This window comes from Gluconobacter sp. R75690 (genome assembly GCF_015244525.1).
In the GTDB taxonomy this organism is placed as follows: Bacteria; Pseudomonadota; Alphaproteobacteria; order Acetobacterales; family Acetobacteraceae; genus Gluconobacter; species Gluconobacter potus.
Genome location: NZ_JABCQB010000001.1, coordinates 41,817 through 65,890, shown reverse-complemented (window position 1 = coordinate 65,890; position 24,074 = coordinate 41,817). Strand labels below are relative to the sequence as shown.

The window sequence follows — 24,074 nt, the reverse complement described above, 5'->3', positions numbered from 1 at the left end:
GAGGGCTAGAGTTTCGTCCATTATGCAGATCACACGCGGCTGGCCCAGATCATTCGAGGATTTTTCCCGTCCGCTCCGTCTGGCGCTTCCTGCTCTTGTGCTGGGTGGCTGCCTCACGGAGGCTGCCGCGGCCGCCGTTCCTCCCGCCATGCTGCCGACCGTCAATCCCGAAAAATCCCTGACCGGCTGGATGATGGCCGCGACCGTCATGATGGAACGCGGAGACGTTTCCGCCGCCAATCTGGCGCTTTCGCATGCCCTGCCCCTCGCACCGCACAACCTCCAGTTGCAGCACGATGCCCTGCGTTACGCCGCGATGGCCGGGAAGCAGACCGAGGCCATCAGACTCGCCAACGCACTGCCCGATCATGACGTCGGCAGCGATATCGGGACCCTCATTCTCGCGCAGGATGCCTTTGCCCGTCAGGACTGGGCCGAAATGCGCCGTATCCTGACCCGCAGCCCCCATCACGGTCCGCTCGTCGCCATTGCTGCCCCCACTCTCATGGCCTGGAGCCTTGCGGCCGAGGGACATGCCGACAAGGCCCTGAATCTGCTGGGAGAAGCGGCAGCCCAACCCGCGACCCGCAGACTGTATCTTCTGCATGCAGCCATGATCGCGGAATCCCTTCCCAACCCGCAGCTGGCGGGACAGCTTTATCACCGGACGGGAAATGCTTCCGGCGACCCGCTGACACTCCAGATCCTCTATGCACAGCTCTATGGGAGCTGGCTCGAACGCCATGGCCGTCACAAGGAGGCCAGCGACGCCATCGCAGCCCTTGGCGTGACATCTCCTCTGGCCTCTCTCGTCATCGGCCCGATCCAGCAGAGCCTTCCGCATCTGAAGAGCCCGAGCCCGGCCCTTGGCGGCGCGGTTCTCAACCTGCAGATCGCCCTCATGATCACGGATGTCATCCAGCAGGACGGCATTCCGCGGGACCCGGCCATCATTGCCCTGCAACAGGCCATTTTCCTTGATCCTGGCCTGACAATCGCGCGCATCTTTCTGGCCGACACCTTTCGGGAAGCCAACCAGATCTCCAGCGGACTGGCTGAACTGGATGGCATCCCGCCTTCCGATCCTCTCGCCGCCCTGGCTGCACAGGAGCGCATCAACCTGGCCCTGCGCTCGGGCGACCTCGAGCAGGAAGCGGATGCCCTGCATCGCGCCCTCGCCCTGCGTCCCGACAATCCCGAATTCCTGATCCAGCTTGCGGAAGTCGAAGACCAGCGCGGCAACCATACGCAGGCCATTGATCTCTATACCCGCGCCCTCAAAGCGTCCCCGCCCCGCAAGGAGATCCTGTGGCCCATCCTGCTCGGTCGCGCGATGGCTGCGGAAGAAAGCGGCAACTGGCCGATGGTCCAGGATGATATGAAGCATGCGCTGGAACTCGCGCCCGACCAGCCCGAAGTGCTCAATTTCGTGGGCTATGCCAATATCGAGCATGATGCCGATCAGGCTCAGGCCCTCGCCATGCTGAGAAAGGCCGTCGATCTCCAGCCGACTGATGCCTCCATTCAGGACAGCTATGCCTGGGCCCTGCTCAAATATCGCGCGGATATCAAAACCGCGCTCCCCATCCTCGTGCAGGCTGCGGAACATGCGCCCAGCGATGCTGAAATCGGCTACCATCTCGGCGTTGCCTACTGGTATCTCGGACGGCATACCGAAGCACAGGACCAGTGGAACCAGTCCCTGGACGACAATCCCCAGCCGCAGGATCGCGCCCTTCTGATGCAGGCGCTCCAGAACGGCGGCCCCCATCTCGCAGCTTTCGAACAGAAACAATGACCTTTCCAGACACGACTTCTTCCGCCGCTCCTCAGGCCACCGCGCACGCCAAGATCAACCTGTTCCTGCACATCACCGGCCGCCGCGATGATGGCTATCACCTGCTCGACAGTCTTGCCGTATTCGCAGGCGCAGCAGACCGCGTTGCCCTTACTGCTCCAAGCGACGCCATGTCGCTGACGATCGACGGACCGTTCGGTAAGGGCCTTGAAGCGGACGACCAGAATCTCGTGCTCCGTGCCGCCCGCGCCCTTCAGGCCCAGGCCGGCACCACGATTGGCGGGCTGACTGAATCCTTTCATCTGGAACTGCAAAAGAACCTGCCCGTCTCATCCGGTATTGGTGGCGGGTCGGCTGATGCCGCCGCCACGCTGCGTCTGCTGGCGCGGGAATGGAATGTCGATCAGGCAGCCCTCTTTCCGATCGCCGAAACACTGGGGGCGGATGTTCCCGTCTGCGTTGCCCAGCGCCCGACACGGATGCAGGGCATCGGGGAAATCCTCGCCCCCGCTCCGGTCCTGCCAGATGCAGGTCTCCTGCTGGTCAATCCAGGCGTCGGTGTCTCGACACCGGACGTTTTCCGGGCCTTCGCAGCAGGAGGCGGTATTGTTGAGCGTCCCGAGCCGTTTCTGCCTGACCGCTGGAACACGGCGCAGGACATGGTGGCCGATCTGAACGCCACCACGAACGATCTCCAAGCCCCGGCCCTCTCACAATGCACTGTCATCGGCACAGTTCTGGCCTCGATCGAGAGCCTGCCAGGCTGCCTGCTCAGCCGCATGAGCGGTTCGGGTGCCACCTGTTTCGGCATTTTCGCCAGCCCCGAAAGCGCTGTTGCCGCCGCCCACGTCCTGAATGCACAGAGCGCACGTCTGGGTTGGTGGACATGGGCCGGCGGCTTCCACCACACTGCGGCTTCCACCTGATCACAACGCAACCGGGCAGAAAGGCGACGGACGTCATGACAGCACCACGCATGCAAGTCACACGTTCAGAGGACGGCAAGACCATCATCCTGTCTTTCCTGGAAGGCAGCGGCGTTTCAGGCAGCATTGCCCTGGACGAGAAGCAGCTCTCCCAGTTGATCACCAGTCTCGGGCTGGCACATGCGAGCCTCATTGAAAAACAGCCGCCGGCACCTATTGCCGGTGCGCGCTTTACGCCGGTCTACACAACGAACTGGGCCTTGCAGATCGATGCCCTGACCGAAGGCTCCATGCTGGCTTTCCAGCACCCGGCTTATGGTCCGGTGGGGATCGTCTTCGGTCCGCAGGACGTCGAGCAGATCATTCGCGGCCTGCAGAAACAGCGGACCATGATCCGCTCCAACCCCGATGACGCGAGCAAACCGAGCTGACAAAATCCTTCCGGGATTTCAGAAAAGTTCCATCTCCCCCGCCTCGGGGGAAACCTGAACGGTACCTGCCAGCAGACGCTGCCGAACCTCTGAGAGAGTCAGGCGATCCACTATGGAGCGCTGAACCTTCACCTCCCTCACTCCGCTTTCATGACTTAACTGCTCACAACACTGCGCCAGTTGGCCCAGAACCTGCGTGATCCTGTCAAAATCCTGCAGATGCGTGGCACTCTCGCCCGCACACGCCTTCAGACAGGTGTCCTCCAGCCGGTGCAGGTCCTGAAGGCTTGAAGACAGCTGCGCGCCCACGCCTTCCAGAATTTGCGGCAATGCCAGCTTCCCCGACGCCTCAGACACTGCAGATCGGTCCAAAAACGGCTTCGATACGGGATTTGAGCGAACTTGCCGTAAAGGGCTTGGCCAGGAAATTGTTCACCCCTTCCGCAATGGCCTGCTGAACCAGATCCTTGCTGGCCTGACCCGTCAGCATGATGAAGCCCGTTTTCGCAGTCCGTGCATTACTTCTGACCGCTTTCAGAAGCTCAAGCCCGTCCATATCCGGCATGTTGAAATCCGAAATAATCAGATGAACCTGATTGCTTTTGAGATGTTCGAGCGCTTCCAGTCCATTCCGGACACCGGCAATCTGTACGAACCCGATCTGGCTCAGCGTATTACGCAGGATAGAGCGGATGGATGTCTGATCGTCGACAAGAAGGACGGACATGGAGGAGGCTGAAATCATGGATATGTCTCCAGAGAGCGACGTTCACAAAGATTGAGAATGGCTGGGCCAATGGCGGAAAGTGGAAGCTGCGTCTCGACAGCGCCCAGTTCGTATGCGGCCCGGGGCATGCCATAGATGACGGAACTCGCCCGGTCCTGACCGATTGTGGAGGCACCGGCATGACGCATCGCCAGCAGGCCCTGCGCCCCGTCGCATTCCATTCCGGTCAGAATGACCCCCACAGCATTTTTACCGACTGTGGTGGCGAGGGAATAAAACAGTTCATCCACCGAAGGGCGATGTCCGTTAACGGGTGGGGCCGCAACCAGCTGGCAGACATATTCTCCAGATCGCGCACCACAGCGGACGCGCAGATGGCGCTCTCCACCAGACGCGACATATACCGTGCCGGGTTTCAGCATATCGCCCTCTTCCGCAAGCCTGACCTCCGGCTTCACAATCCGGTCCAGACGACGTGCGAAGCTTTCTGAAAACTGCCGCGGCATGTGCTGCACGATAACCGTTGGCGGACAGGCCACGGGGAAATGCCCCAGAACATCCGTTAAGGCTTCCACGCCCCCTGTCGATGCGCCAATCCCGACCACAGTTCCTATTTTTGGAACAGTCCTGTTTGCAGAATCTGTAGCAACCGGCACAGGAGCCTGCCGCTTCATGGCTGCGGCCCGGACAATCGCATCTCCAAGCCCTGCAAAGGGATCCTCGCCGTTAGCCGTGGTCGTTTTCGAATACCACTCCGCAGCTCCCATCCGGAGCGACTGCTCAACCAGTCCCCGATGACTGGAAAGATGACCCGACACCATCACGACGGGCATCGGCCGCAGCCTCATGATCTTTTCAAGAAACTGCAGACCATTCATGGACGGCATCTCGAAATCGAGCGTCAGCACATCGGGATTTAGCCGCACGATAAGATCACGCGCTTCAAAGGGCGTTCCGGCAGTCCCCACGATCTTTACTCTGGGATCCCGCCGGAGTGCGGCCGCAATCAGGGCGCGGGTCGTCAGGGAATCATCGACGACCACGACAGTCAGGGGTTTTGCGCCACTCAAGAGCCCCTCCTGCCAGACGAAACCTTGCGATAGGCATTATGCCCGAAGCTTTCCATGCCAAACCGCTCAGGATGAGCGATACGCTCCGAGTGCCCCAGATAAAGCTCTCCCCCCGGAAAAATACGCGCAGAAAGGTTACCCCATAACCGGTCCTGCGTTTCGCGATCAAAATAGATCGCGACATTCCGGCAGAAAATGGCATGAAAACAGGATGAAAATGGCCAAGGTTCAACCAGATTGAGGCGTCGGAAGCGGATCATCTCCCGAATTTTTTCGGACATGACGACCCGATCGTCTTCAAGCCGACAGGACGTCAGCAGTCCGTCTTCAAAAAGAGCCTCGGCTTCTATGGAAGCATAGCTTCCCAGGCGCGCCTGCTGCAGAACATCGGAATCTATATCTGTCGCCAGAATTTTCGCTTTCAGATGCGGAATGGTGGACAGACATTTTATGACGGTCATGGCGATCGAATATGCTTCCTCGCCACTCGAACAAGCCGCAGACCAAATCCTGAGCTCTTCTCCTCGCTCAAGACGACCATATAACTGCTGACGCAGCAGGGATTCCAGGTATGAAAAGTGGTGTTTTTCCCGATAAAAACTGGTGACATTTGTTGTCAGCGCCGAAACGAGGTGCTGACGTTCGTCAGAACCTGCTTCGCTCATCAGGAAGGCACAATACTCGTCGAAACAGCCAAACCCTTCCTGCCGGACACGGCGGGAAATTCTGGAATAGACGAGGCTCTTTTTCTTTTCTGACAGAGAAATTCCAGCGTAACTCTTGGCAATTCCAGCGATAATCCGGAAATTTCCATCAGAAATTCCGTCTGTTTCCAGCACAGGGATCGCTGTCATTGCAGACTCCCCTCAAACAGCGCGTCTACATTCACAGAGAATATCAGACGATCTGCTACAGGCTGGATTCCATTCAGAAAATATTTGAGATCATCGCTGGACAATTCAGGAAGAGGCTTGAATTCCTCCTCATCCAAATCCGAAATATCTGTCACATTTGAAACGGAGAACCCGATAACCTTGTCTTTGTTTTTCAGAAAAATAATAGCTTTCTTCTCATTACTGTTCTCAGAAACGCCCATCATCCGGGCCATATCCACGAGTGGAATTACGGATCCCCGAACATTCACCACGCCTTCAACAAACGCCGGTGCCGCCGGGAAAGGCGTTGCTTTTGACCAGGTCTTGATTTCCTTGACAGCCGAAATCGGGATAGAAAATTCCTGATTTCCCAAAGAAAAGACCAGCGCTTTTTCCCCAATCATACTCTTTCCTCCAATGAACTTTCTCTTTTCTTCAAAAGCTCACCAAAGAGAAATTCCACATCCAGAATAAATGCTACGTTGCCATCGCCCAGAATGGTCGCAGTCGAGAAGCAGGCAATTTTTCGATAATTATCTTCGAGATTTTTCACCACGAACCTCGATTGATCAATAATCTTATCTACAATGAATGCCATTTTTTCTTCGTTTTCATTTTCGATAACGAAGCATATTTTCTGATTTTTCTTATCAGAAGGAACGCCCAAAAGGTCTGAAGCATAAATTACGGACAGATAACCATCCCGATAAGGGTATCCATATTTTCCTTCTCCAATATGAAACGCCTTACTATTATCGAATATTATTGTCTCTGATACATTATTGATCGGAACGACAAAATCCTGCCCTTCTGATTTGAAGATAATGCCTTCGATAACGGAGAGGGTAAAAGGCAGAGAAATGGAAAATATTGTTCCTTTTCCCTTTGATGAACTGATGAAAATCCGTCCGTTGATCTGCTGGAGACTTTGTTTGACAACGTCCATTCCCACGCCCCGGCCTGAGACATCGGTCACTTCTGCAACAGTCGAAAACCCCGGCTCGAAAATCAGCGAGTAGATTTCCTCCCGATCCAGTCTTTGACCCTTTTCAATAATCTTCTTTTCAACAGCTTTTTCGTAGATCCTGTCCGGGTCCAAACCGGCCCCGTCATCCTGAATTTCCACGATGATCCGACCAGAACGCTGAAAGGCACGCAGTCGGAGCAGACCCTCGGGGTCCTTTCCCGCCTGCGCCCTGACCTCTGGACTTTCAATGCCGTGATCAATGGCATTACGAACCATGTGGGTCAGAGGATCGGAGAGCTTTTCCAGAATGGACCGATCAACTTCCGTGTCCTCTCCTTCCAGAACAAGCCGAACCTGCTTTTCTGTCAGTCTGGCCGTCTCCCGCACAACACGCCCCAGCTTCTGGAAGACCGTCTTGATCGGATAGGCGCGCATCGTAATGACGTTTTCCTGCAGCTCGTGGATAAGCTGCTCCTGCGCCGTGACCACGTTCCCCAGAAATGAATCTCCCGGCACCTTGTTGCGGCGCATCTGGGACTGAATGGCCCCCTGGTTGATCACCAGTTCTCCAATCAGATCGACCAGTTTGTCGATCCGCTGGATATCAACCCGAACGGTCGCAGAATCCTTGCGCTCGGTTCCTTTCCGGACCGGTGAATCCGTTTTCTCTTCTGCAACCGGAGCAGATGGTATTTTGGTTTGTTCAGGTTCTTCCGGCACAGATGTAATGACCGCCTGCAGATCATCGCCACACCAGTCAAAAATCTCATCAATGCTCTCTCGTGACTTTTCTGTTGTCAGCAGAATTTGCCACGTCAGATAACTCTGGCCCGGTGAAATATCGGCGAGAAGTGGCACAGCATCACTATCAACCTGTACCTTAATCTGCCCCAGACCTTCCAATGCCATCAGGATATTCCGGATGTCATCTCCGCGCTCATAAAACTCCGCGGATACGGTCAGGACAATTGAAAACTTCTGCTCACTGGGCGCCTCAATTTCAATTTTCACCGGTGCAAAAGACATGCCGAAGATATCTTCCGTCCCGACCTCTTCAGAGGCCGGCTCCGGTTCCGAAGCATCAGACCCGAGATAGCGCTCCAGTTCAGCAGTTATCTCCGGAGCAACCTCATAAGTGCTGGCTCCATTTTTAAAATCTGAAATGATATCCGACAGCACATCCTTGCACTTGAGAAAAACCCTGATGCTCTCAGCATTTACGGACAGTTCTCCGGACCGGAAACGGTCAAGCACGCTCTCGAAAAGATGGGAGAATCTTACCAGATCTTCCATGCCAAAGGCGGCCGCTCCGCCCTTGATGGAGTGAACGCACCGGAAGATCGTGTTGATCTTCTCTCCATTTTCCGGCTCGTCCTCAAGCGCCGTTAGCTCTTCTTCCAGAAGCGTGAGTTGCTCGTCGCATTCATCAAAGAAAATCAGCCGGATCGCGTCCATATCATCGATGAAATCTTCAGTGCTCATGCGCTGACACGCCTCACCGCGGCAAGCAGCTTGGGACCATCGAACGGTTTGACGATCCACCCGGTCGCACCTGCTTCACGTGCGGCACGACGAAGATCGTCACCGGATTCCGTCGTCAGAAAAATGATAGGGACGTATTTTGTATCTGACCGCGCGCGAAGGGCTCTGGTCAGTTGCAGGCCATCCATACGCGGCATGTTCAGATCCGTTATGATGACTGCCGGCAGAAAATCGGAAATTTTTTTCAGCGCTTCAACGCCATCTTCTGATGTTTCCACCTCATAACCGTCTTTGCGCAGCTCTCGACTGACAAGGTCCCGCATGGTTCGGGAATCATCAACGACCAGAATATTCATGCGTCGCCCTGCGCCTCAAGAAGAAAATCTCCGCCCATCAGCTGAAGATTTTCTCTCATCGCATCAGAAATATTCCTGATCTCGAAACCGGCACCCTGCACCTGCGCCGTTTGGTACGCGGAGACAAGCAACTGGAAACAGAGGCCACCGATCCGGCCAACCTGACTTCCATCCAGAACAAACTCCCTCTCTTCCTTTTTGAGGAGTTCCGAAAAAGGAACGGCGTATTTGGTGTCCAGTAGCTCAGGCAGCATCAGAACGCTCATCAGCGGAACTCCTCCCATCCTTCATCCGATGTCTGAAAGGACTCATTTCCCCACTGCGACGATGGAAGATCAGAGGCTGGCGTTTCGCTCTCGAAAAGAGGTTTTTCGGCGTCATGCAGGCTTTTCAGACGAAACCGCTGAAGGCTTCCGACGAGTTCCCGGGCCTCCGCGCTCAGGTTATGACTGGCGGCCGTCGCCTCTTCGACCATCGCAGCATTCTGCTGGGTGTTCTGATCCATCTGGCTGACCGCAACGCTGATTTCCGAAAGGTCATTGGCCTGACTGCGCGCAGCCGTCGCGATTTCCCCGATCAGAACACTGATTTCACTGACATTTTCCACGATGGATTTCATCGCGACCCCTGTCTCTTCAACCAGGGAGCTGCCCCGACTGACCTGCTGTGTGCTTGAAGTGATGAGCCCCTTGATTTCCTTGGCCGCATCAGCCGAGCGCTGGGCCAGGGCCCGGACTTCAGCAGCGACGACGGCAAACCCCTTGCCTGCATCTCCCGCCCTGGCCGCTTCAACGCCGGCATTCAATGCCAGGAGATTGGTCTGAAAGGCGATGTCATCAATCAGGCCCAGGATCTGCGCAATATGGATTGAAGACTGCTGGATGTCCTGCATGGCCGCCGTGGCCGCCGCCATCACTTCACCCGACCGCTCGGCCCGGTCGCGGGTCTGGCTTGCGACTTCACTGGCATGGACAGACGCGGCCGCCGTCTTGCGGACAGTCTCCGTGACGTTCCCCACCGAGACCGTGGTTTCTTCAAGCCGGGCGACCTGAAGTTCCGTACGACGGGCCAGATCGTCGGCAGCCGAGGCGATTTCCGCCGATCCGGAGGAGATCGTTGAAATGCTGTCATTCAGCGACACCATCATCTTCTGAAGCGACGATGCGGTATCATTGAAATCCTGCCGCAGCCGGTCGTACCGGTCCGGCAGAGCTTCTTCGAGACGAAAGTCCAGTTCGCCATCACGCAGACTGGCCATTGCATTCCCGAGAACCGCAATGACGCGCTCATGCTCGGTCGCTTCTTCTCTTGCCGACTGGCGGGCGTCTTCGGCCTCGATCCGCACAGCGGCAAGGGCCGACTGCGCCTGGGCGGTCATGGCGTCGCTGCGCTCGGCATGCGTCCGAGCTTCGCCGAGCAGGACCTGCAAGCGGATCAGGCTGGCTTCACGAACGTTCCGTGGTAGCGTTCCTTCCGACGCAAGTTGCCTCACGCCTCTGGCCAGATCGTCCCCGTAGGCCGCGACCTGAAAGAAGGCGACGATTCCAGCAGCACAAAAGAGAGCAAGAAGAGCCAGTTCAGGAGAAACGGACTGCCAGCTACCTGCAGTATGTCCTCCCGCAGTCTTCAGGTGCCATCCCACCAGACAGACAGAAACAGCGACGGGGATGGCAAACGCCAAAAGCAGGCGCCTGCGCAACAGGGAACTCCGCTGCATGGGAACAAAGCGCATGTCGGACATGCCAGACCGCCTCCAGAAACACAGATCACACCACGGCAGCCGCATGCAGCCGACCAGATGCTTCCCTTCCTAGAGAACAGTTGATTGAAACTCCGTTAATGCCTCTCAGACTTCTTCAATTGGCTGATGCTGGAATATCGACATCGTGCTGGACGAACATCCGGTGGCCCCAGCGGGGAATCCAGATCCGGTAATGCCGGAGAACATCCGCTCCCAGCAGGGCATCCGTATCGGGAAGATCACCCCCGACCCTCAGGACGACATCGCGAAAAACGATATCGCCCATCTGGAGGGTGTCGAAAGGATGGCGATAATTCTTCACCGGATCCCGCGTGAGGCCATAACCAGTCGTGACCGGATCCTTTTCCAGCATGGCCCGCGTCACACCCGCAGATCTTGCGCCATCCATGCTGATCAGGCTGCTGGCTGCTCCCGTATCAAGCACGGCGTCGGTCGCGTGGCCATTCAGGCGGATATCCAGCGTGGTCTTCTGGCCGCCGTTATAAGGATGGCTGATTGGAACCGTATGAATACGCCCCGTCCATCCCGGCGTCGGCGTTTCGCAGTCTTCGGTTTCAACCAGGCGCACCCGATGAGAGGGCATGTCCACGACCGTATCGTAGCGTCCCAGAAAATCACGCCCGAACAATCCCACGATCGGAAGGCCGGCGATCTTTCCGGTAAATTTCCCGGCCCCGGCCACAGCGATGTTCAGGGCCTTGGAACTTCCCATGTCCAGCGTGCGGATTGTCATGACACGCGCATACTCATCTCCCCCGACGCCACGGACGAACACGGTCCCACCTGTATCGTCCAGACCGAGCGGCTCCACGAAACTCTTCCCGATCGTGGTGGAGAAAGCGCCCGTATCAACAATCAACGCAACGGGGTGCCCATTGATCGCGGCACGAACGATGGGGCTTCCCCAGTCATTCAGAACCGGCATGTCACCGCTTATGATCAGTTTGCACTGACGCGGACCACTCTCGCACCCGGCAAGAACAGTCCCCATCAGCAGAAGCGCACCCAGTCGGCCCAGCGTCATGACATCCCCGCATCTGTATCGATCCGTTACAAAGGACACGTCCCATCCGGACCGGGCAAGGCAGTTTTTTTGCCCGGGTGAGCTTTTTTTTCAGAAAACCCTATTGCCACCCCCAGGGCAGGCTGATAAATCACCGCCACCGACCGAGAGGAAGCCAAACAGTTTCCCGAACGGAAGGTCCCAAGATGCTGGAAAGCAGCTTTGCGGGTGTAGCTCAGTTGGTTAGAGCGCCGGCCTGTCACGCCGGAGGTCGCGGGTTCGAGCCCCGTCACTCGCGCCACTCCTCTTCTGGAGTTGGCCACATTCCCAGAAAAAACAAATTCCGAAAACGATCGCTTACCTCTAGGTAAGGATATGGTTTTCTTCATTCTGAAATGTCTGATCTCGGGTGTTCTGATCGCTGCGGCCTCAGGCGTCGCGCGACGCTATCCGGGAGCGGGTGCCCTGATTGCGTCCCTGCCGCTGGTATCGGTTCTGGGCATGATCTGGCTCTGGGTGGAAAAGCCCGACCGCGTCGTCATGAGCCGTCATGCGGAAGCGACATTCTGGTATGTGCTTCCGTCCCTGCCGATGTTTCTGCTCATTCCGCGGCTGCTGAGAGTGGGAGTGCCGTTCTGGGTGGCTCTGATGGCAGGGTGTGCCCTTACGATCATCCTGTATCTCGGGACGACCTGGGCGCTCGCACGGTTTGGGTCAGGGAGTTGAGGGTGCCTCAGCCCGTGTGTTCCAGATAGACGTCCAGAACCTCGTCGGGTGAGGCATCCATCCGGACATGTCCATTCTCCAGCCACAGGACACGCGTGCACCACTGCCGCATGATTTCGGGCTGATGGGTCGAGAGCACCAGGATCTCCGCCTTCTGGACGAGTTCCTCAAGCCGGGTGCGGGCCTTGTTCATGAAAATGCCGTCGCCTGCCAGGAACCATTCATCCATCAGCAGGATCTCCGGGGCAGACGCCGTGGCCAGACCGAACGCCAGGCGGACACTCATGCCCGCACTGTAGGCTTTCACCGGCATGTCCATGTAAGGCCCGAGCTCCGCGAAGTCCTGTACGTCCTGTTCGATCCGGTCGATCTGCTGGCGTGACAGCCCTTCATACCGGCCTTTGAGACGGATGTTCTCACGACCGGTCAGATCGGGATTCATGCCCAGACTGCTATCCAGCAGGGTCCGCATCGTCCCCTCAAGCCGGACTCGCCCGGCAACAGGCTCATAGATGCCGGCCAGCGCCCGCAGGAGGGTGGTCTTGCCAGCGCCGTTACTGCCAATCAGCCCCAACCGCTCTCCGGAGCGCAGCGTGAAACTGATTTCCCGCAGTACGCTGACAATCGTGCGTTCCCGCTGGTCATGCATCAGATGCGCCGATGGCGAGGACGGTGCAAAGCGGGTCAGGGTCTTGCCGACCTGCCGTTTCAGGGAGCGGCTCTGGCCATGATACAGTGGAAAATCGATACAGAGACGGTCAACAACGATACCGGGCATCAGATCAGATCCAGTAGGGAATGCGTGACCGCATCCGGCAGAACAGGATGGCTGCCAGAAGCCACAGGAGCACGCTGTGTCCGATGGCCGCTCCCCAGACAACCGCATCAACCGTCCGCCCCAGAAGAGGCGCGCGCACGATTTCAAGAAGCGAATAGAACGGATCGAGCAGCAGGTACTGCCGCCCGGTCGTGATCAGCTCGGGCTTCCAGATGACCGGCGTTACAAAGAAAAAGATCTGCATCAGGGACGCCACGATCGGTGCGATGTCGCGAAACCGCGCGCCCAGCATCCCGATCAGCAGGATGATGCAGAAACTGTCCACGATCCAGACCGGAAGGCTGAGCAGCAGGCTCCAGATCTGGTGCGGCCAGATCCGGAAGACCGCAAACACAACCGCGACCACCACCATATTATGAAGCAGGATCAACAGGTTCCGGACGATCACCTGCGTGACGGGCAGGCTGGCCGGAATCCGCATCGAATGAAAGAGGGGAGTGTTCTGCGTAAAGACCGTTCCCGCATCATTGACGACCGTCCCGATATATCCCCACAGCACGATCGAAAGCGACAGGAAGGGCAGATAGGTTCTCAGGTCCATGTGAAAGAGGTAGCCGTACACCACACCCGTTGCGCCGATCATCACGGCGGTGGAGAGCGTCAGCCACAGCGGCCCCAGAATGGAGCCGCGATACCGCATCTTGATGTCCAGCCAGCCGAGTGCCGCGGCGAGCGGAAACAGCCGCAGGCCTGCCTTCAGATCGGCTGCGGCAGAGCGGACAAGCCCCCATCCACGCTGGGGTTCAAGAACCAGAACAGGAGAACGGGCATTCATGTCTTCCATGCGCTCTCCCTACCATGAAAGCGTGTCCTGCCCATCCCCCCTGACGGCCGAAACCACCCTCTGCCGCCCTCGCAACAGGATGGCGTGATGATTTCCCTTGCATCCTGCGCCAACCTCGCCGACATGCTGCGGTCATGTCATATGCTGTGAAGGAAATGTTCGTGACCCTCCAGGGCGAGGGTGCACAGACAGGCCGCGCGTCGGTGTTCTGCCGCTTCGCCGGCTGCAACCTGTGGTCGGGCCGCGAGCAGGATCGCGCCACGGCCGCCTGCACGTTCTGTGATACCGATTTCATCGGCACGGATGGTGAAGGCGGCGGCCGTTTCGAGACGGCTGAGGCCCTGGCCTCCACCATCGAGGCCTGCTGGACCGGTACGGCCGATGACAGCGGCCGGCGCTATGTCGTCTTCACGGGCGGCGAACCCCTGCTCCAGCTCGATGATGCCCTGATTGCCGCCGTAAAGACCCGCGACTTCGAAATTGCGGTGGAAACCAACGGCACCATCGCGGCTCCCGCAGGAATCGACTGGGTCTGCGTCAGCCCCAAGCCCGGCGGCGCACTCGTGCAGACTGAAGGTGCAGAACTCAAGCTGGTCTATCCCCAGCCGGAACTCCCGCCCGAGATGTTCGAGAAGCTTTCCTTCCGTCATTTCTGGCTCCAGCCGATGGACGGCCCCGACCGCATCGCCAACACACAGGCCGCCGTGGCTCACTGCCTGCGCCATCCGCGCTGGCGCCTGTCGCTCCAGACCCACAAGCTGATCGGAATCCCCTGATCATGACCATCAGCAGCAACACTGCTCTTGTCCTGTTCTCTGGCGGTCAGGATTCCGCAACCTGCCTCGCCTGGGCCCTCTCCCGCTTCGACCGTGTCGAGACCGTTGGCTACGCCTATGGACAGCGCCACGCCATCGAACTCGAATGCCGCGAGACCCTGCGCGAGCAGATGGCCGCCTTCTCGCCGGAGTGGAAAGTACGCCTCGGCGAGGACCACACGATCGACCTCGCTTCCCTCGGCGCCCTGTCTGAAACGGCCCTGACCCGCGAGGCCGAGATCGGCCTGAGCGAGAACGGCCTGCCCAATACTTTTGTACCGGGCCGCAACATCATCTTCCTGACTTTCGCAGCGGCCCTCGCCGTCCGCCGCAACGCTCGACATATCGTCACCGGCGTCTGTGAAACCGACTATTCCGGCTATCCGGACTGCCGGGACGACACGATCAAGGCGCTTCAGGTCGCGCTGAACCTCGGCATGGACCAGCGTTTCGTTCTGCACACGCCCCTGATGTGGATCGACAAAGCCCAGACATGGGATCTGACGGAACAGCTCGGCGGCCAGAAGCTCGTGGACGTCATCAATCGTGAAAGTCATTCGTGCTACATGGGCGATCGGACCCATCAGCATGACTGGGGCTATGGCTGCGGCACCTGCCCGGCCTGCAACCTGCGTGCCGATGGCTGGCGGCGCTACCAGCAGAGCCGCCATTCGCACGGAGGCGCCGCATGACTGCTGAACTCGTCTTCACCCGTCGTTTCTGCATGGGACACCGGCTTATCACGGGAGCCAGCGAACGCTGCGCCATCCCGCATGGCCATAACGAATATGTCCGCGTAACGCTGCGTCCGGCGAAACAGGCCCGGCTGGATGGTCATGCGAACATGATCCTGCCCTTCGCCGAGGCCAAGACGCGCTGGCACGATTTCGTGGACAACAGCCTTGATCACGCGCTCCAGCTTTCGGAAACCGATCCGCTGCTCGCATGGTTCCGCGAGAACGAACCCGAGCGCGCCCACCGCATTGTCGTTACACCCGGCGATCCGACGACCGAGCTTATGGCCGCTCTCATGCTCGCCAAACTGACCGCCATCCTCGCGGATCAGGGCGACATCCTACGTGTCCATGAGATCGAACTGGAAGAAACGCCCACCAACACCGTCCGTCTTGGCGGCAATCCGCAGCATTACCTGCCCACCGTTTCGCGGCCACCGGAACAGTGCTGGTGGAACAGGCCGGACGCCAGCATCGCCTGACATCCGGCCCGGAACCTGGGTCTCAGGCCTTGTGGACCGAAGCGTCGTAGATCTGGTCGATCGTCCTGCCCAGCGTCGCATCGAACTGCGCATCATCCATCTGATGCCGCAGATCCCCGATCAGGGCCCGGGAGAAACTCGCGATCATCCGATGATTGTGCCGCAGTTTTTCGCAGGCCTGATCCAACGGATAGCCACCGGACAGGGCAACGACACGGACCATGCGCGGATCACGCGCGATATCGTCATACAGATCAGGCACTTCCGGGATCGTCACCTTCAGCATGATCCGCGCGTCTTCGGGCAGCTTCTGAAGCTCCTCCAGAACATAATCATGCAGAAGCTGCTCACAGGCCTTCTTGTCCGGACTCTTGATCAGCACTTCCGGCTCCAGGATGGGGACCAGCCCATGCCTGCGAACCTGCTCTGCCACCGCGAACTGCTGCTGCACGATAGCGCGAATCCCGCTCTCGGACGGCAGACGGATCGTGGAGCGTTCCTTCGTCCCATAGACACCCAACTTCACGGCCCGCGCCAGCAGCTCATCCAGCCCCGGCATCGGCTTCATAAGCTGGACACCGTCTGCTTCCGCCTCCAGGCCCTTGTCGATCTTTACGAACGGAACAACCCCCCGCTCGCGCCAGAGATAGGCCGGGACCGGTTCGCCTTTCACGTCTCCATCCATGGTTCGCTCGAACAGGATCGCCCCGATCACTTTGTCTCCCGTGAAAGACGGCGCCGTGATGATCCGCACCCGCATCTCGTGCATCCGCGCGAACATCTCGCTCTCGCCCGAGTAATCGCTTTCAGGGATGCCATACTGTTTCAGCGCACCAGGCGTGGAGCCGCCGCTCTGATCCAGAGCAGCGATAAATCCGCCTTTTTCCGCCATCTGTGACATCATCGTTTCCGCGGTACTCATCAAGATCCCCTTCGATACAGGGAAAACCGTCACCACTCCCGAAGGACCCCACGGATCACCCCCCTGTCGCAGCACGTTTTCCGACACAGCCCAATCGCACGGACACCCGGGGAGTTCCGGTACGACGGTTTCAAGAAACCGTACCGCAAGCCTGCCCTCTCATGAAGGCGCAACACCACTCACCAAATCAGGATGAACCGTCCCCGGACCCGTACGGAGCATTTTCATAAAGCGCCAGAAACGCTTCGATATCGTCACTCATCAGACGCCCGGAGCGTTCTTCCACCAGCGTTTCCGGCCATTTCCACCATGCCAGCGCCAGCAGACGCGCAATGACCGTTTCGGAAAAACGGTAGCGGATCACTTTTGCCGGATTACCGCCGACAATCGCATAAGGCGGCACCGATTTCGTGACGAGAGCCTGCGCGGCAATAACGGCGCCATCCCCAATCGTCACCCCGGACATGATCGTGGCATGCGCCCCGATCCAGACATCATTGCCAATGATGACGTCGCCTTTGGAGGAGTGATCGTCCTCCCCCTCTTCGGCAGGGGGCCAGAAATGCGAAAGGGTTTTGAAAGGATAGGTGCTGACCAGATCGGCGCGATGGTTACCCAGGATGATCGTGACACCGGGCCCGATCGAGCAGTAATCACCGATCGTCAGACCAGCCTCTCCCGCTTCGAGGATGACCGGGGCGCCGTAGGTATGCGGACCGATCTGCCAGCCCCATTCATCGATCTGATAGGCCAGCGCATAACGCGTCAGGGCCTGAAACGCACGCTCTCCAAATGCCATGAGGGCCACTCCTTCATCGTGACATGATGCATCATGTCACCGAGTGGAGATCAACCATAGTCTGCATTTCCTCGTCCCACAGCACGTTGCTCCGAGCCTCACGGATACCATCCCGCCAGGTCAGGATTTTCACGTCCTGAAATGCCGGATGGGCCTCGTGACAGGCCAGCAGCCTGTAATTCGGAATGCCAGGAGCCATGTGGTGGACATGATGCGTTCCGATATCACCCGTAAACCAGCGCATCACCCGCGAGAAACGGAGAAACGAACAGCCGGTCACAGCCGCATCGAAACTGTTCCACTGAGGATTTCCGGCCCATTGCACGCCTTCAAACCTGTGCTGGACCAGAAAAAGCCAGACACCGGTCACGGCAGCTGGATAAATCACCATGAAGCTCACCAGCAGCACAAGCTTCCACCCGACAAGCCAGGAGAGAGCGACAAACATTGCCGCCAGACAGAGATTGGTTCCGTAAACGCCCACCCGCTCTCGGATCCAGTGCCGCGGTGTATCAAAAGCGAAGCGGTAGACGATGAAGAAGATGACTGGCGGCATCAAAAAGACCGTCAGGACCGGCTTCTTGCTCATCCGGTACAGAAACTTCTTCAATCGTGTCATTTTACGGTATTCGGCGACAGTCATACAGTCCGAATACAGGTCAGACAGACGCCCCCGCGTGTCCATATTATTCCAGGACCCGTGGTGCAGGGCGTGATGCTTCTTCCAGTGATCATACGGGGTCAGCGTCAGCAGCGAGCAGAGCCATCCTATCACGTCATTGGCCCATCGCCGTCGGAAAAGCGAGCCATGTCCGCAGTCATGCTGAAGAACAAAGGTCCGGATGGACAGGCCCGACGCCAGCGGGGTGAGCGCCAGAGACCACCACCAGCCCTTTACCAGACCGGCATAAATCAGGATGTAGCAGAGCAGAAGCAGGCTGACGGTCGAGACGACCTGAAACAGACTGGTCCAGAAATACGAGCCCTGATATTTGCGGACTGACCGTGCTGTTTCATCGGAATATCCTGACGCTTGCAGCTGGTTTTCCCTGACAGGCGTCATAATAATCCATATATTTCTCTAGAAAAATCAATAATATGAATTATTTATATAATCAATACCATATCCATTTAATATTTGTAACAAACAATACTTATCTGTCGCAATATTTTTTGGTACACTCGATTTTTACTGCCAAGCTCTTGATGTCAGGCCCTGTTTTTACAAATATCCGGGCGCCCGGCCAGGCGATACAGATCAGCCGCGCAGGAGCGACATGATCTCCATCCGCGCAGCGCTGTCCCTCAGCCAGGTGCCGCGTGCGATGGACGTCACGGTCGTCGAGCCTGGCGAACGCACGCCGCGCATGCTCATGCACATATGCTCGGCTTCGATCACGACCAGCACGGCTTCAGGTGCGAGCACATCTTCCATGCCCTGCGCGATCTGATCCGTCAGGCGCTCCTGAAGCTGCGGACGACGGGCAAAGCCTTCGACCAGCCGTGCAATCTTGCTCAGACCCGTCAGGCGGCCTCCCGCTGGCAGATAGGCAACATGCGCCTTGCCATAAACCGGCAGCAGATGATGCTCGCACATCGAATGGAAGCGGATGTCCTTGACGATCACCGCACCATGATGCCGGTCCGCCGAGAACTGCGTCTTCAGATGATCCCGCGGGTCCTGATGCAGACCGCTGAACACTTCAAGATACATCTTCGCCACGCGCTGCGGCGTATCGAGCAGACCCTCACGCTCCGGATTTTCGCCCAGAGCCTTGAGGATTTCCCGCACGGCGCCCGCAATCCGCACTTCCGCATCCGCAGGCAGCGGCAACGCTCCCATGGGGCGCAGTTCTTCGGAAGAAAGGCTGTCCTGACTGTCCGACAGACGTGCCGATGCGGCGGTCATGATCGTGGCGTTCAGGTTGGTCATGCGGGTTCAGGCTCCTTGATCCCCCAACGGCCCGTGCCGTCAGGTGCGCGCCGGGTCACATCCCCCGGGCTCCGCGGCAGGACTGCTAGCGCGTCCCGCACGCGACGTCCACCAATGACGTGATCTGGATCAATTTCTGCAAGAGGTTCGAGTACAAAAGCCCGCCCGAACAGACAGGCATGCGGCAGCGTCAGCACCCGGTCCCGGACATCCCGCTCCCCATAATAAAGAATGTCGATATCAATAGCCCGTGCGCCCCAGCGCACACCCGGCACACGCCCCAGATCAGCCTCGATCGCCTTGCAGACCCGCAGCAGTGCATGAGGCTCCAGTGTCGTCCGCCCGGTAGCGCAGATATTCACAAACGCCGGCTGCTCCACCCCGCCCCAGGGCGCGCTGTCATACAGTGACGACACATCCGCAATCTCAAGCCCGTCCACAAGCGACAGCCGATCCACCGCCGCTGCCAGAACAGCCTCGCGCTCCCCCAGATTGCTCCCCAGCGAGAACGCAACCTCATGCACCCGCGCCTGCTCAACGGCCACCGCCGTTCCCGACACCGCATATGGCACCGGCGCAGAAGGCTTGCGCACCTCGACCCGCACCCATTCCACACGCTCCAGCTTCGCCAACACGGCCTCGGCGATACGCCCTGCCACCGTCTCGATAAGCTGAAGGGGCGCCCCCGTCACGATGGCCGAAGCGATATCGCACAGCGTCCCGTAACAGACGGCCTGCTGATAATCATCGCCCGCAATCGCGCCTGACAAATCGGCCCGGATCTCGATATCGACCACGAAACGCTGCCCGATCCGCGTCTCTTCCGGCAGCACGCCGTGATAGCCAAACAGGCACAGATCCCGCACGAAAACGGAGGTCAGGGCAGGAGTGATCATCGGATATCCTTCAGAATCTGGCGCATTTTCAACGCATCCACATGCTCGCGCACATCATGCACCCGCAGGATCGCAGCCCCCTGCTCCACTCCATACAGATTGGTCGCCAGCGTTCCCGCCAGCCGCTCGGACGACGCCCGCCCCAGAAAATGCCCGAACATCGACTTGCGCGACACCCCCAGCAGAACCGGTAGCCCATATTCGGCCCGCAACTCCCCAAGCCGCGCCACGGCCTCGACATTCTGCGCCTGCGTCTTGCCAAACCCGACACCGGGATCAAGCACAATCCGTGCCTGCGCCAGCCCGGCCCGTTCCGCCAGTTCCAGTGAGCGGTCAAAGAACCGCCGCCAGTCCGCGCGCAGGTCGAGCGCCGTATCCACCTCATGCCGGTTATGCATCAGCACGGCCACGGCATCCGAATCCGCCACCACGGATGCCATTTCCGGATCAGCCTGCAGCCCCCAGACATCGTTGATAACATTCACCCCGGCCTCAAGCACCCGCCGGGCCACGAACGCCTTGGTGGTATCGACCGAAACAACGGCCCCTTCCGCAACCAGCGTTCCCACCACAGGCGAAAGCCGCGCCCATTCCTCTTCCGCCGGGACAGGCTCAAATCCCGGTCGAGTGGATTCAGCTCCGACGTCCAGCAGGTCCGCCCCATCCGCCAGCAACGCGCGTCCATGGGCCAGAGCCGCTTCAGGGCGCAGAAAACGGCCACCATCGGAAAAGGAATCCGGCGTGACGTTCACGATCCCCATCACTGCCACCGGCCCGTTTCCAGCCAGCTTCATCCGACTGTCTTTTATCCACGACGCTCTCATACAGGCATCCTCAGCATGGCTTTCGGGAACTGCGGCATCATCATCGTGTTTTCAGGTCTGCCGTAGACCAAATCCCGCCCCCAGAAAGAAGGTACGCTTCATGTCCATTATCGACGACACTCCCTTCGAAGGCGAAGACCGCAAATACCAGGTCGCGACCGAACAGGCCGAGGCCGCTCTCCGCGCCCGGCAGATCGGGGACGACGCCCTGGCCGAACGCCTTCTGGACGCGGCCGAACGCACGGATCCCGAAGCGCTTGCCAATGTGCTGCAGCGCGACATTGACAGTCCCAACAGTCGGTCCCCGAACCACAGAACGCCTCCTCCCGCATCCGATGACGATGTCGCAGCGATCACCCGCACAGTTCAGCCAGGCTCGGATGCTCCGTCACGCGCCGGTATCCTTGACGGCAACGGGGACGCGGATGGCTCAGGCGCAGACAGCGAGAAACGCTGACACCTTAAAGTGCCCCGATTAAAGTGTCAGAGGGTCACGCCTTGCGGGCACGCTCCAGAAACGCATCCATCTGGTCCGCTTCGAGCGCACCCGGAGCCACGGCCGCTGTACCGAAAATGAAGGTCGGCGTTCCGTCCAGACCAACGGCGCGCCCCTGATCCAGATTGGTATTGATCAGCGCCACGGTCTGGGGAGAACTCATGTCGGCCGTCAGCTTCTTCACGTCGATGCCATTGGCCTGGGCCAGTTCGACGATCCGCTCCATGCTGGGCTTGGTGGTGTCTGCCATCAGCGCCCGGCGCATGGCCTCATACTTGCCCTGTACACTGGCAGCAAAAATCGCCCGCGTGTCGAGAACACTGTTGGTGCCCAGAACCGGCACGACCTTCTCGACCAGCCGGACATCCGGATGGCGGCTGAGGAAACTGTCCACCTCGCCCATCATGGACCGGCAGTACGAACAGCGCGGATCATAGAACTCCACCACCGTGATCCTGCCATGCGGATTGCCCCGGATGGCGAAATCAGGCGCAGTCTGAAGCTCGGACTGATGCGCCTTCACGGCAGCAAGCGTCGAATCCTGCTTCTGCTCCTCGGCCTTTTCACGGATCGCACGGATGGCGTCCGTCAGGATGCTCGGATCGTTCTGCAGCGCATCACGCATGATGCCGACAATCTCGGCCCGCTGGGCAGGTGTGAAGGATGTCGCCGGAGCTGCCAGAGCCTGACCGCCCACAAGAAAGGCCATTCCGGCAACAACGGCAGACGCTGTGGCAAGCAGAGGGTATCTCAACGGAAAGCTCCGGATCAGCTGAAGGAAAGACAGGACATCAGGTCCATACGGCATAAAGAAGGTCTGTGGCAAAGAGAAGACACCAACTCGCCTCTCCCACAAACAACAGATTCCCGTTATGAGGGAACAACAACCGGACCAGGACCCACGGCGCAGACCCGTCTGCCCGCGCCCGCCATCCGCGAAGGCCACGAGGCCGGACAGTCGTGACCAGACATTGGAGAAACGCCAGGTGGCGCATCGACAGCACCAGATTTCCACCCCGGACGCCACACAGGCCCGTCGCGTCTCTTCCCGCCTGCCTGCCTCACTGATGGCGTCGGTCGCCTCGGGCCTTCTGCTGGGCGCCTGCTCGTGGATCCCGGGCTCCCATCTCGTCGGCATCAGCGAAACATCCGCTCCCGCAGGCGGCAGCATCGGCACGGTCGTCGCTGACGAACCGCAGGCTGCCCTGGTCGGCCATGACGTGCTGGCCCGTGGCGGCAACGCAGCCGATGCCGCCACCGCAACGGCCCTGGCGCTCGGCGTCACCCTGCCGTCCCGTGCGTCTTTCGGCGGCGGGGGCGCCTGCCTCGTCAGCCGGCCCGGCGAAGTGGCACAGTCCATCACGTTCCAGACCCGCGCTGGCACCAGCAAAGGCGCCGATCGTCCGGCTGCCACACCGGCCGACTTCCGTGGGCTGTATCTGATGCAGCTCCATTACGGCACGGTCGATTTCAATGATCTGATCGCACCGGCCCTGAACCTTGCCAGCACGGGCATCACTGTCAGCCGCACGCTGGCAGCCGATCTGGCCGCCGTCCGCCCGGCCCTTCTGGCCGATGACGGCGCCCGCGCCATCTTCGGCCGCGGCGAGGCCTCCACTCTCGTGGCCGGCGACAGCCTGGCCCAGCCGCGCCTCGCAGGCTTCCTGGAACGCCTCCGCGTGGCAGGCGTCGGCGACCTCTATAACGGGGCTCTGGCTGACGTCTACGTGACCGCAGCCCAGAAAGCCGGGGGGGGCCTGAACGATGACGACATGCGCCAGACCCTTCCCCTCCAGACAGAAGCCTTGACGACCCGACAGGGCGGTGTGGACGCCTCATTTCTGGCCCCGCCAGCCGATGGTGGTCTTGGAGCTGCCGTCCGCTACACGACCGGCGCCTCCGCACAGGGCACCGTCGCCGCATGGCGCGCCTCCGGCAACACATCGCTCGCCGCTGCCCAGGCGGCTCTTAACAGCGGCCGTTCCGGCGGCGGCTCCCTTCCGGCCCTTCCGGCTTCGACATCCTTTGTCGTGACCGACCATTCTGGCATGGCTGTTGCCTGCGTCCTGAGTGACAACAACCTGTTCGGAACCGGCCGTATCGCGGGCAGCACCGGCGTCGTACTCGGCGCATCTCCCGCCCGTACACCCCAGCCGCTGCTCTCCGCCGCTGTCCTGCGTGACCAGCGCAACCTGAGCGCCGTCATCGCGGCCTCCGGCCAGAACGAAGCCGCCGATGCCGTTGGAGACGCTGCCCGCGCCGCCGCACATGAAACCCCGATCCCGCATGAAGGCGCCGGTCGCATCAATGCCATCCTTTGCCACGGCAACGATTCGTGCCGCGGCTCCACGGACCCCCGCGCCGCTGGCCTCGCCGCCGGTACGACGAACGACAGCAGGAACTGACAAAAAAGCCCCGCCGATCCACT

General features: G+C 59.3%; 28 protein-coding genes and 1 tRNA gene. 10 read left to right on the top strand and 19 right to left on the bottom strand.

Going from position 1 to position 24,074, the window contains the following annotated elements; genetic code table 11:
* Positions 1–22: 22 nt before the first annotated feature.
* The 3 genes from HKD27_RS00350 to HKD27_RS00340 are packed head-to-tail and all read left to right on the top strand — an operon-like array spanning position 23 to position 3,155.
* The gene (locus HKD27_RS00350) at positions 23–1,798 is read left to right on the top strand and encodes a tetratricopeptide repeat protein (protein ID WP_194688300.1); all 1,776 of its coding nucleotides are present in this window, start codon (positions 23–25) and stop codon (positions 1,796–1,798) included.
* On the top strand, positions 1,795–2,724 hold the full coding sequence (locus HKD27_RS00345) for a 4-(cytidine 5'-diphospho)-2-C-methyl-D-erythritol kinase (RefSeq protein ID WP_194688301.1): 930 nt from the start codon (positions 1,795–1,797) through the stop codon (positions 2,722–2,724). The genes HKD27_RS00350 and HKD27_RS00345 overlap by 4 nt, the downstream gene beginning before the upstream one ends.
* A gap of 35 nt (positions 2,725–2,759) precedes the next feature.
* A complete protein-coding gene (locus HKD27_RS00340) occupies positions 2,760–3,155 on the top strand; it encodes a hypothetical protein (protein ID WP_226986554.1) in 396 nt (131 codons plus the stop codon).
* Positions 3,156–3,173: 18 nt separating this feature from the next.
* On the opposite strand, the gene HKD27_RS00335 is transcribed toward HKD27_RS00340, so the two are convergent.
* From HKD27_RS00335 to HKD27_RS00290, 10 genes are all read right to left on the bottom strand, one after another.
* On the bottom strand, positions 3,174–3,512 hold the full coding sequence (locus HKD27_RS00335) for a hypothetical protein (RefSeq protein ID WP_194688302.1): 339 nt from the start codon (positions 3,510–3,512) through the stop codon (positions 3,174–3,176).
* Positions 3,505–3,900 (bottom strand): response regulator, encoded by a 396-nt coding sequence (locus HKD27_RS00330; protein ID WP_041111901.1) that lies wholly within the window; start codon positions 3,898–3,900, stop codon positions 3,505–3,507. Before HKD27_RS00330 ends, HKD27_RS00335 begins: the two co-directional genes overlap by 8 nt.
* Positions 3,897–4,952 carry a chemotaxis response regulator protein-glutamate methylesterase gene (locus HKD27_RS00325; RefSeq protein ID WP_194688303.1) on the bottom strand — a complete coding sequence of 352 codons (1,056 nt, stop codon included), beginning with the start codon at positions 4,950–4,952 and terminating at the stop codon, positions 3,897–3,899. Before HKD27_RS00325 ends, HKD27_RS00330 begins: the two co-directional genes overlap by 4 nt.
* Complete coding sequence (locus tag HKD27_RS00320) at positions 4,949–5,806, bottom strand: protein-glutamate O-methyltransferase CheR (protein ID WP_172492808.1); 858 nt, start codon at positions 5,804–5,806, stop codon at positions 4,949–4,951. Before HKD27_RS00320 ends, HKD27_RS00325 begins: the two co-directional genes overlap by 4 nt.
* Positions 5,803–6,231 carry a chemotaxis protein CheW gene (locus HKD27_RS00315; RefSeq protein ID WP_024716930.1) on the bottom strand — a complete coding sequence of 143 codons (429 nt, stop codon included), beginning with the start codon at positions 6,229–6,231 and terminating at the stop codon, positions 5,803–5,805. Before HKD27_RS00315 ends, HKD27_RS00320 begins: the two co-directional genes overlap by 4 nt.
* Entirely contained in the window at positions 6,228–8,276 is a 2,049-nt protein-coding gene (locus HKD27_RS00310; protein WP_194688304.1) for a chemotaxis protein CheA, read from the bottom strand. Before HKD27_RS00310 ends, HKD27_RS00315 begins: the two co-directional genes overlap by 4 nt.
* On the bottom strand, positions 8,273–8,632 hold the full coding sequence (locus HKD27_RS00305) for a response regulator (protein ID WP_194264322.1): 360 nt from the start codon (positions 8,630–8,632) through the stop codon (positions 8,273–8,275). The genes HKD27_RS00310 and HKD27_RS00305 overlap by 4 nt, the downstream gene beginning before the upstream one ends.
* Positions 8,629–8,898 carry an STAS domain-containing protein gene (locus HKD27_RS00300; protein WP_062497590.1) on the bottom strand — a complete coding sequence of 90 codons (270 nt, stop codon included), beginning with the start codon at positions 8,896–8,898 and terminating at the stop codon, positions 8,629–8,631. The genes HKD27_RS00305 and HKD27_RS00300 overlap by 4 nt, the downstream gene beginning before the upstream one ends.
* Positions 8,898–10,373, bottom strand: coding sequence for a methyl-accepting chemotaxis protein (locus tag HKD27_RS00295; protein ID WP_194688305.1), 1,476 nt, complete (start codon positions 10,371–10,373; stop codon positions 8,898–8,900). Before HKD27_RS00295 ends, HKD27_RS00300 begins: the two co-directional genes overlap by 1 nt.
* 115 nt (positions 10,374–10,488) lie before the next feature.
* Positions 10,489–11,418 carry a retropepsin-like aspartic protease gene (locus HKD27_RS00290; RefSeq protein WP_194688306.1) on the bottom strand — a complete coding sequence of 310 codons (930 nt, stop codon included), beginning with the start codon at positions 11,416–11,418 and terminating at the stop codon, positions 10,489–10,491.
* Positions 11,419–11,621: 203 nt separating this feature from the next.
* On the opposite strand from HKD27_RS00290, the gene HKD27_RS00285 reads away from it, so the two are divergent.
* Together HKD27_RS00285 and HKD27_RS00280 are read left to right on the top strand one after the other, a co-directional pair.
* Positions 11,622–11,698, top strand: a tRNA-Asp gene (locus HKD27_RS00285).
* Positions 11,699–11,772: 74 nt separating this feature from the next.
* Positions 11,773–12,123: a DUF3147 family protein gene (locus HKD27_RS00280; protein ID WP_194688307.1), complete on the top strand. Its 351-nt coding sequence runs from the start codon at positions 11,773–11,775 to the stop codon at positions 12,121–12,123.
* Between the two features lie 7 nt (positions 12,124–12,130).
* On the opposite strand, the gene HKD27_RS00275 is transcribed toward HKD27_RS00280, so the two are convergent.
* Positions 12,131–12,901 carry an ABC transporter ATP-binding protein gene (locus tag HKD27_RS00275; RefSeq protein ID WP_041111890.1) on the bottom strand — a complete coding sequence of 257 codons (771 nt, stop codon included), beginning with the start codon at positions 12,899–12,901 and terminating at the stop codon, positions 12,131–12,133.
* Between the two features lie 4 nt (positions 12,902–12,905).
* Positions 12,906–13,745, bottom strand: coding sequence for an ABC transporter permease (locus tag HKD27_RS00270; RefSeq protein ID WP_194688308.1), 840 nt, complete (start codon positions 13,743–13,745; stop codon positions 12,906–12,908).
* Positions 13,746–13,879: 134 nt separating this feature from the next.
* On the opposite strand from HKD27_RS00270, the gene queE reads away from it, so the two are divergent.
* Genes queE through HKD27_RS00255 form a run of 3 tightly spaced genes read left to right on the top strand, consistent with a single transcriptional unit; the run spans position 13,880 to position 15,776 of the window.
* Positions 13,880–14,521, top strand: a complete 642-nt coding sequence (gene queE / locus HKD27_RS00265) for a 7-carboxy-7-deazaguanine synthase (protein WP_194688309.1) — start codon at positions 13,880–13,882, stop codon at positions 14,519–14,521.
* A gap of 2 nt (positions 14,522–14,523) precedes the next feature.
* Positions 14,524–15,252 (top strand): 7-cyano-7-deazaguanine synthase QueC, encoded by a 729-nt coding sequence (gene queC, locus HKD27_RS00260; protein ID WP_194688310.1) that lies wholly within the window; start codon positions 14,524–14,526, stop codon positions 15,250–15,252.
* Positions 15,249–15,776 carry a 6-carboxytetrahydropterin synthase gene (locus tag HKD27_RS00255; RefSeq protein WP_194688311.1) on the top strand — a complete coding sequence of 176 codons (528 nt, stop codon included), beginning with the start codon at positions 15,249–15,251 and terminating at the stop codon, positions 15,774–15,776. Before queC ends, HKD27_RS00255 begins: the two co-directional genes overlap by 4 nt.
* A 22-nt stretch (positions 15,777–15,798) precedes the next feature.
* Here the strand turns inward: HKD27_RS00255 and HKD27_RS00250 are convergent, their stop codons facing one another.
* The 6 genes from HKD27_RS00250 to folP form a co-directional block, all read right to left on the bottom strand.
* Entirely contained in the window at positions 15,799–16,698 is a 900-nt protein-coding gene (locus HKD27_RS00250) for a fructose bisphosphate aldolase (protein ID WP_194688312.1), read from the bottom strand.
* Positions 16,699–16,885: 187 nt separating this feature from the next.
* Positions 16,886–17,497, bottom strand: a complete 612-nt coding sequence (locus tag HKD27_RS00245; protein ID WP_194264332.1) for a CatB-related O-acetyltransferase — start codon at positions 17,495–17,497, stop codon at positions 16,886–16,888.
* A 31-nt stretch (positions 17,498–17,528) separates the two neighbouring features.
* On the bottom strand, positions 17,529–18,560 hold the full coding sequence (locus HKD27_RS00240; RefSeq protein ID WP_194688313.1) for a fatty acid desaturase: 1,032 nt from the start codon (positions 18,558–18,560) through the stop codon (positions 17,529–17,531).
* A 195-nt stretch (positions 18,561–18,755) separates the two neighbouring features.
* Positions 18,756–19,430, bottom strand: coding sequence for a GTP cyclohydrolase I FolE (gene folE / locus HKD27_RS00235; protein WP_197436590.1), 675 nt, complete (start codon positions 19,428–19,430; stop codon positions 18,756–18,758).
* Positions 19,427–20,326 (bottom strand): 2-amino-4-hydroxy-6-hydroxymethyldihydropteridine diphosphokinase, encoded by a 900-nt coding sequence (gene folK, locus HKD27_RS00230; RefSeq protein WP_194688314.1) that lies wholly within the window; start codon positions 20,324–20,326, stop codon positions 19,427–19,429. The genes folE and folK overlap by 4 nt, the downstream gene beginning before the upstream one ends.
* A complete protein-coding gene (folP, locus tag HKD27_RS00225) occupies positions 20,323–21,120 on the bottom strand; it encodes a dihydropteroate synthase (RefSeq protein WP_228518259.1) in 798 nt (265 codons plus the stop codon). The genes folK and folP overlap by 4 nt, the downstream gene beginning before the upstream one ends.
* A 130-nt stretch (positions 21,121–21,250) precedes the next feature.
* Here folP and HKD27_RS00220 point away from each other — a divergent pair, with 130 nt between their 5' ends.
* Complete coding sequence (locus HKD27_RS00220) at positions 21,251–21,607, top strand: hypothetical protein (RefSeq protein ID WP_194688316.1); 357 nt, start codon at positions 21,251–21,253, stop codon at positions 21,605–21,607.
* Positions 21,608–21,641: 34 nt separating this feature from the next.
* On the opposite strand, the gene HKD27_RS00215 is transcribed toward HKD27_RS00220, so the two are convergent.
* Entirely contained in the window at positions 21,642–22,400 is a 759-nt protein-coding gene (locus HKD27_RS00215; RefSeq protein WP_228518260.1) for a DsbA family protein, read from the bottom strand.
* Between the two features lie 232 nt (positions 22,401–22,632).
* Here HKD27_RS00215 and HKD27_RS00210 point away from each other — a divergent pair, with 232 nt between their 5' ends.
* Entirely contained in the window at positions 22,633–24,051 is a 1,419-nt protein-coding gene (locus tag HKD27_RS00210) for a gamma-glutamyltransferase (RefSeq protein ID WP_194688318.1), read from the top strand.
* Positions 24,052–24,074: the final 23 nt, after the last annotated feature.

Bases quoted from the DNA above. Each gene is read 5' to 3' on its own strand.
- HKD27_RS00280 (WP_194688307.1), top strand. From the start codon at position 11,773: ATGGTTTTCTTCATTCTGAAATGTCTGATCTCGGGTGTTCTGATCGCT.
- HKD27_RS00295 (WP_194688305.1), bottom strand. From the start codon at position 10,373: ATGTCCGACATGCGCTTTGTTCCCATGCAGCGGAGTTCCCTGTTGCGC.
- HKD27_RS00350 (WP_194688300.1), top strand. From the start codon at position 23: ATGCAGATCACACGCGGCTGGCCCAGATCATTCGAGGATTTTTCCCGT.
- HKD27_RS00315 (WP_024716930.1), bottom strand. From the start codon at position 6,231: ATGATTGGGGAAAAAGCGCTGGTCTTTTCTTTGGGAAATCAGGAATTT.
- HKD27_RS00305 (WP_194264322.1), bottom strand. From the start codon at position 8,632: ATGAATATTCTGGTCGTTGATGATTCCCGAACCATGCGGGACCTTGTC.
- HKD27_RS00320 (WP_172492808.1), bottom strand. From the start codon at position 5,806: ATGACAGCGATCCCTGTGCTGGAAACAGACGGAATTTCTGATGGAAAT.
- HKD27_RS00250 (WP_194688312.1), bottom strand. From the start codon at position 16,698: ATGAGTACCGCGGAAACGATGATGTCACAGATGGCGGAAAAAGGCGGA.
- queC (WP_194688310.1), top strand. From the start codon at position 14,524: ATGACCATCAGCAGCAACACTGCTCTTGTCCTGTTCTCTGGCGGTCAG.
- queE (WP_194688309.1), top strand. From the start codon at position 13,880: ATGTCATATGCTGTGAAGGAAATGTTCGTGACCCTCCAGGGCGAGGGT.
- HKD27_RS00240 (WP_194688313.1), bottom strand. From the start codon at position 18,560: ATGACGCCTGTCAGGGAAAACCAGCTGCAAGCGTCAGGATATTCCGAT.
- HKD27_RS00255 (WP_194688311.1), top strand. From the start codon at position 15,249: ATGACTGCTGAACTCGTCTTCACCCGTCGTTTCTGCATGGGACACCGG.
- HKD27_RS00300 (WP_062497590.1), bottom strand. From the start codon at position 8,898: ATGAGCGTTCTGATGCTGCCTGAGCTACTGGACACCAAATACGCCGTT.
- HKD27_RS00310 (WP_194688304.1), bottom strand. From the start codon at position 8,276: ATGAGCACTGAAGATTTCATCGATGATATGGACGCGATCCGGCTGATT.
- folE (WP_197436590.1), bottom strand. From the start codon at position 19,430: ATGACCAACCTGAACGCCACGATCATGACCGCCGCATCGGCACGTCTG.
- HKD27_RS00340 (WP_226986554.1), top strand. From the start codon at position 2,760: ATGACAGCACCACGCATGCAAGTCACACGTTCAGAGGACGGCAAGACC.
- folK (WP_194688314.1), bottom strand. From the start codon at position 20,326: ATGATCACTCCTGCCCTGACCTCCGTTTTCGTGCGGGATCTGTGCCTG.
- HKD27_RS00270 (WP_194688308.1), bottom strand. From the start codon at position 13,745: ATGGAAGACATGAATGCCCGTTCTCCTGTTCTGGTTCTTGAACCCCAG.
- HKD27_RS00220 (WP_194688316.1), top strand. From the start codon at position 21,251: ATGTCCATTATCGACGACACTCCCTTCGAAGGCGAAGACCGCAAATAC.
- HKD27_RS00275 (WP_041111890.1), bottom strand. From the start codon at position 12,901: ATGCCCGGTATCGTTGTTGACCGTCTCTGTATCGATTTTCCACTGTAT.
- HKD27_RS00290 (WP_194688306.1), bottom strand. From the start codon at position 11,418: ATGACGCTGGGCCGACTGGGTGCGCTTCTGCTGATGGGGACTGTTCTT.
- folP (WP_228518259.1), bottom strand. From the start codon at position 21,120: ATGAAGCTGGCTGGAAACGGGCCGGTGGCAGTGATGGGGATCGTGAAC.
- HKD27_RS00330 (WP_041111901.1), bottom strand. From the start codon at position 3,900: ATGATTTCAGCCTCCTCCATGTCCGTCCTTCTTGTCGACGATCAGACA.
- HKD27_RS00345 (WP_194688301.1), top strand. From the start codon at position 1,795: ATGACCTTTCCAGACACGACTTCTTCCGCCGCTCCTCAGGCCACCGCG.
- HKD27_RS00245 (WP_194264332.1), bottom strand. From the start codon at position 17,497: ATGGCATTTGGAGAGCGTGCGTTTCAGGCCCTGACGCGTTATGCGCTG.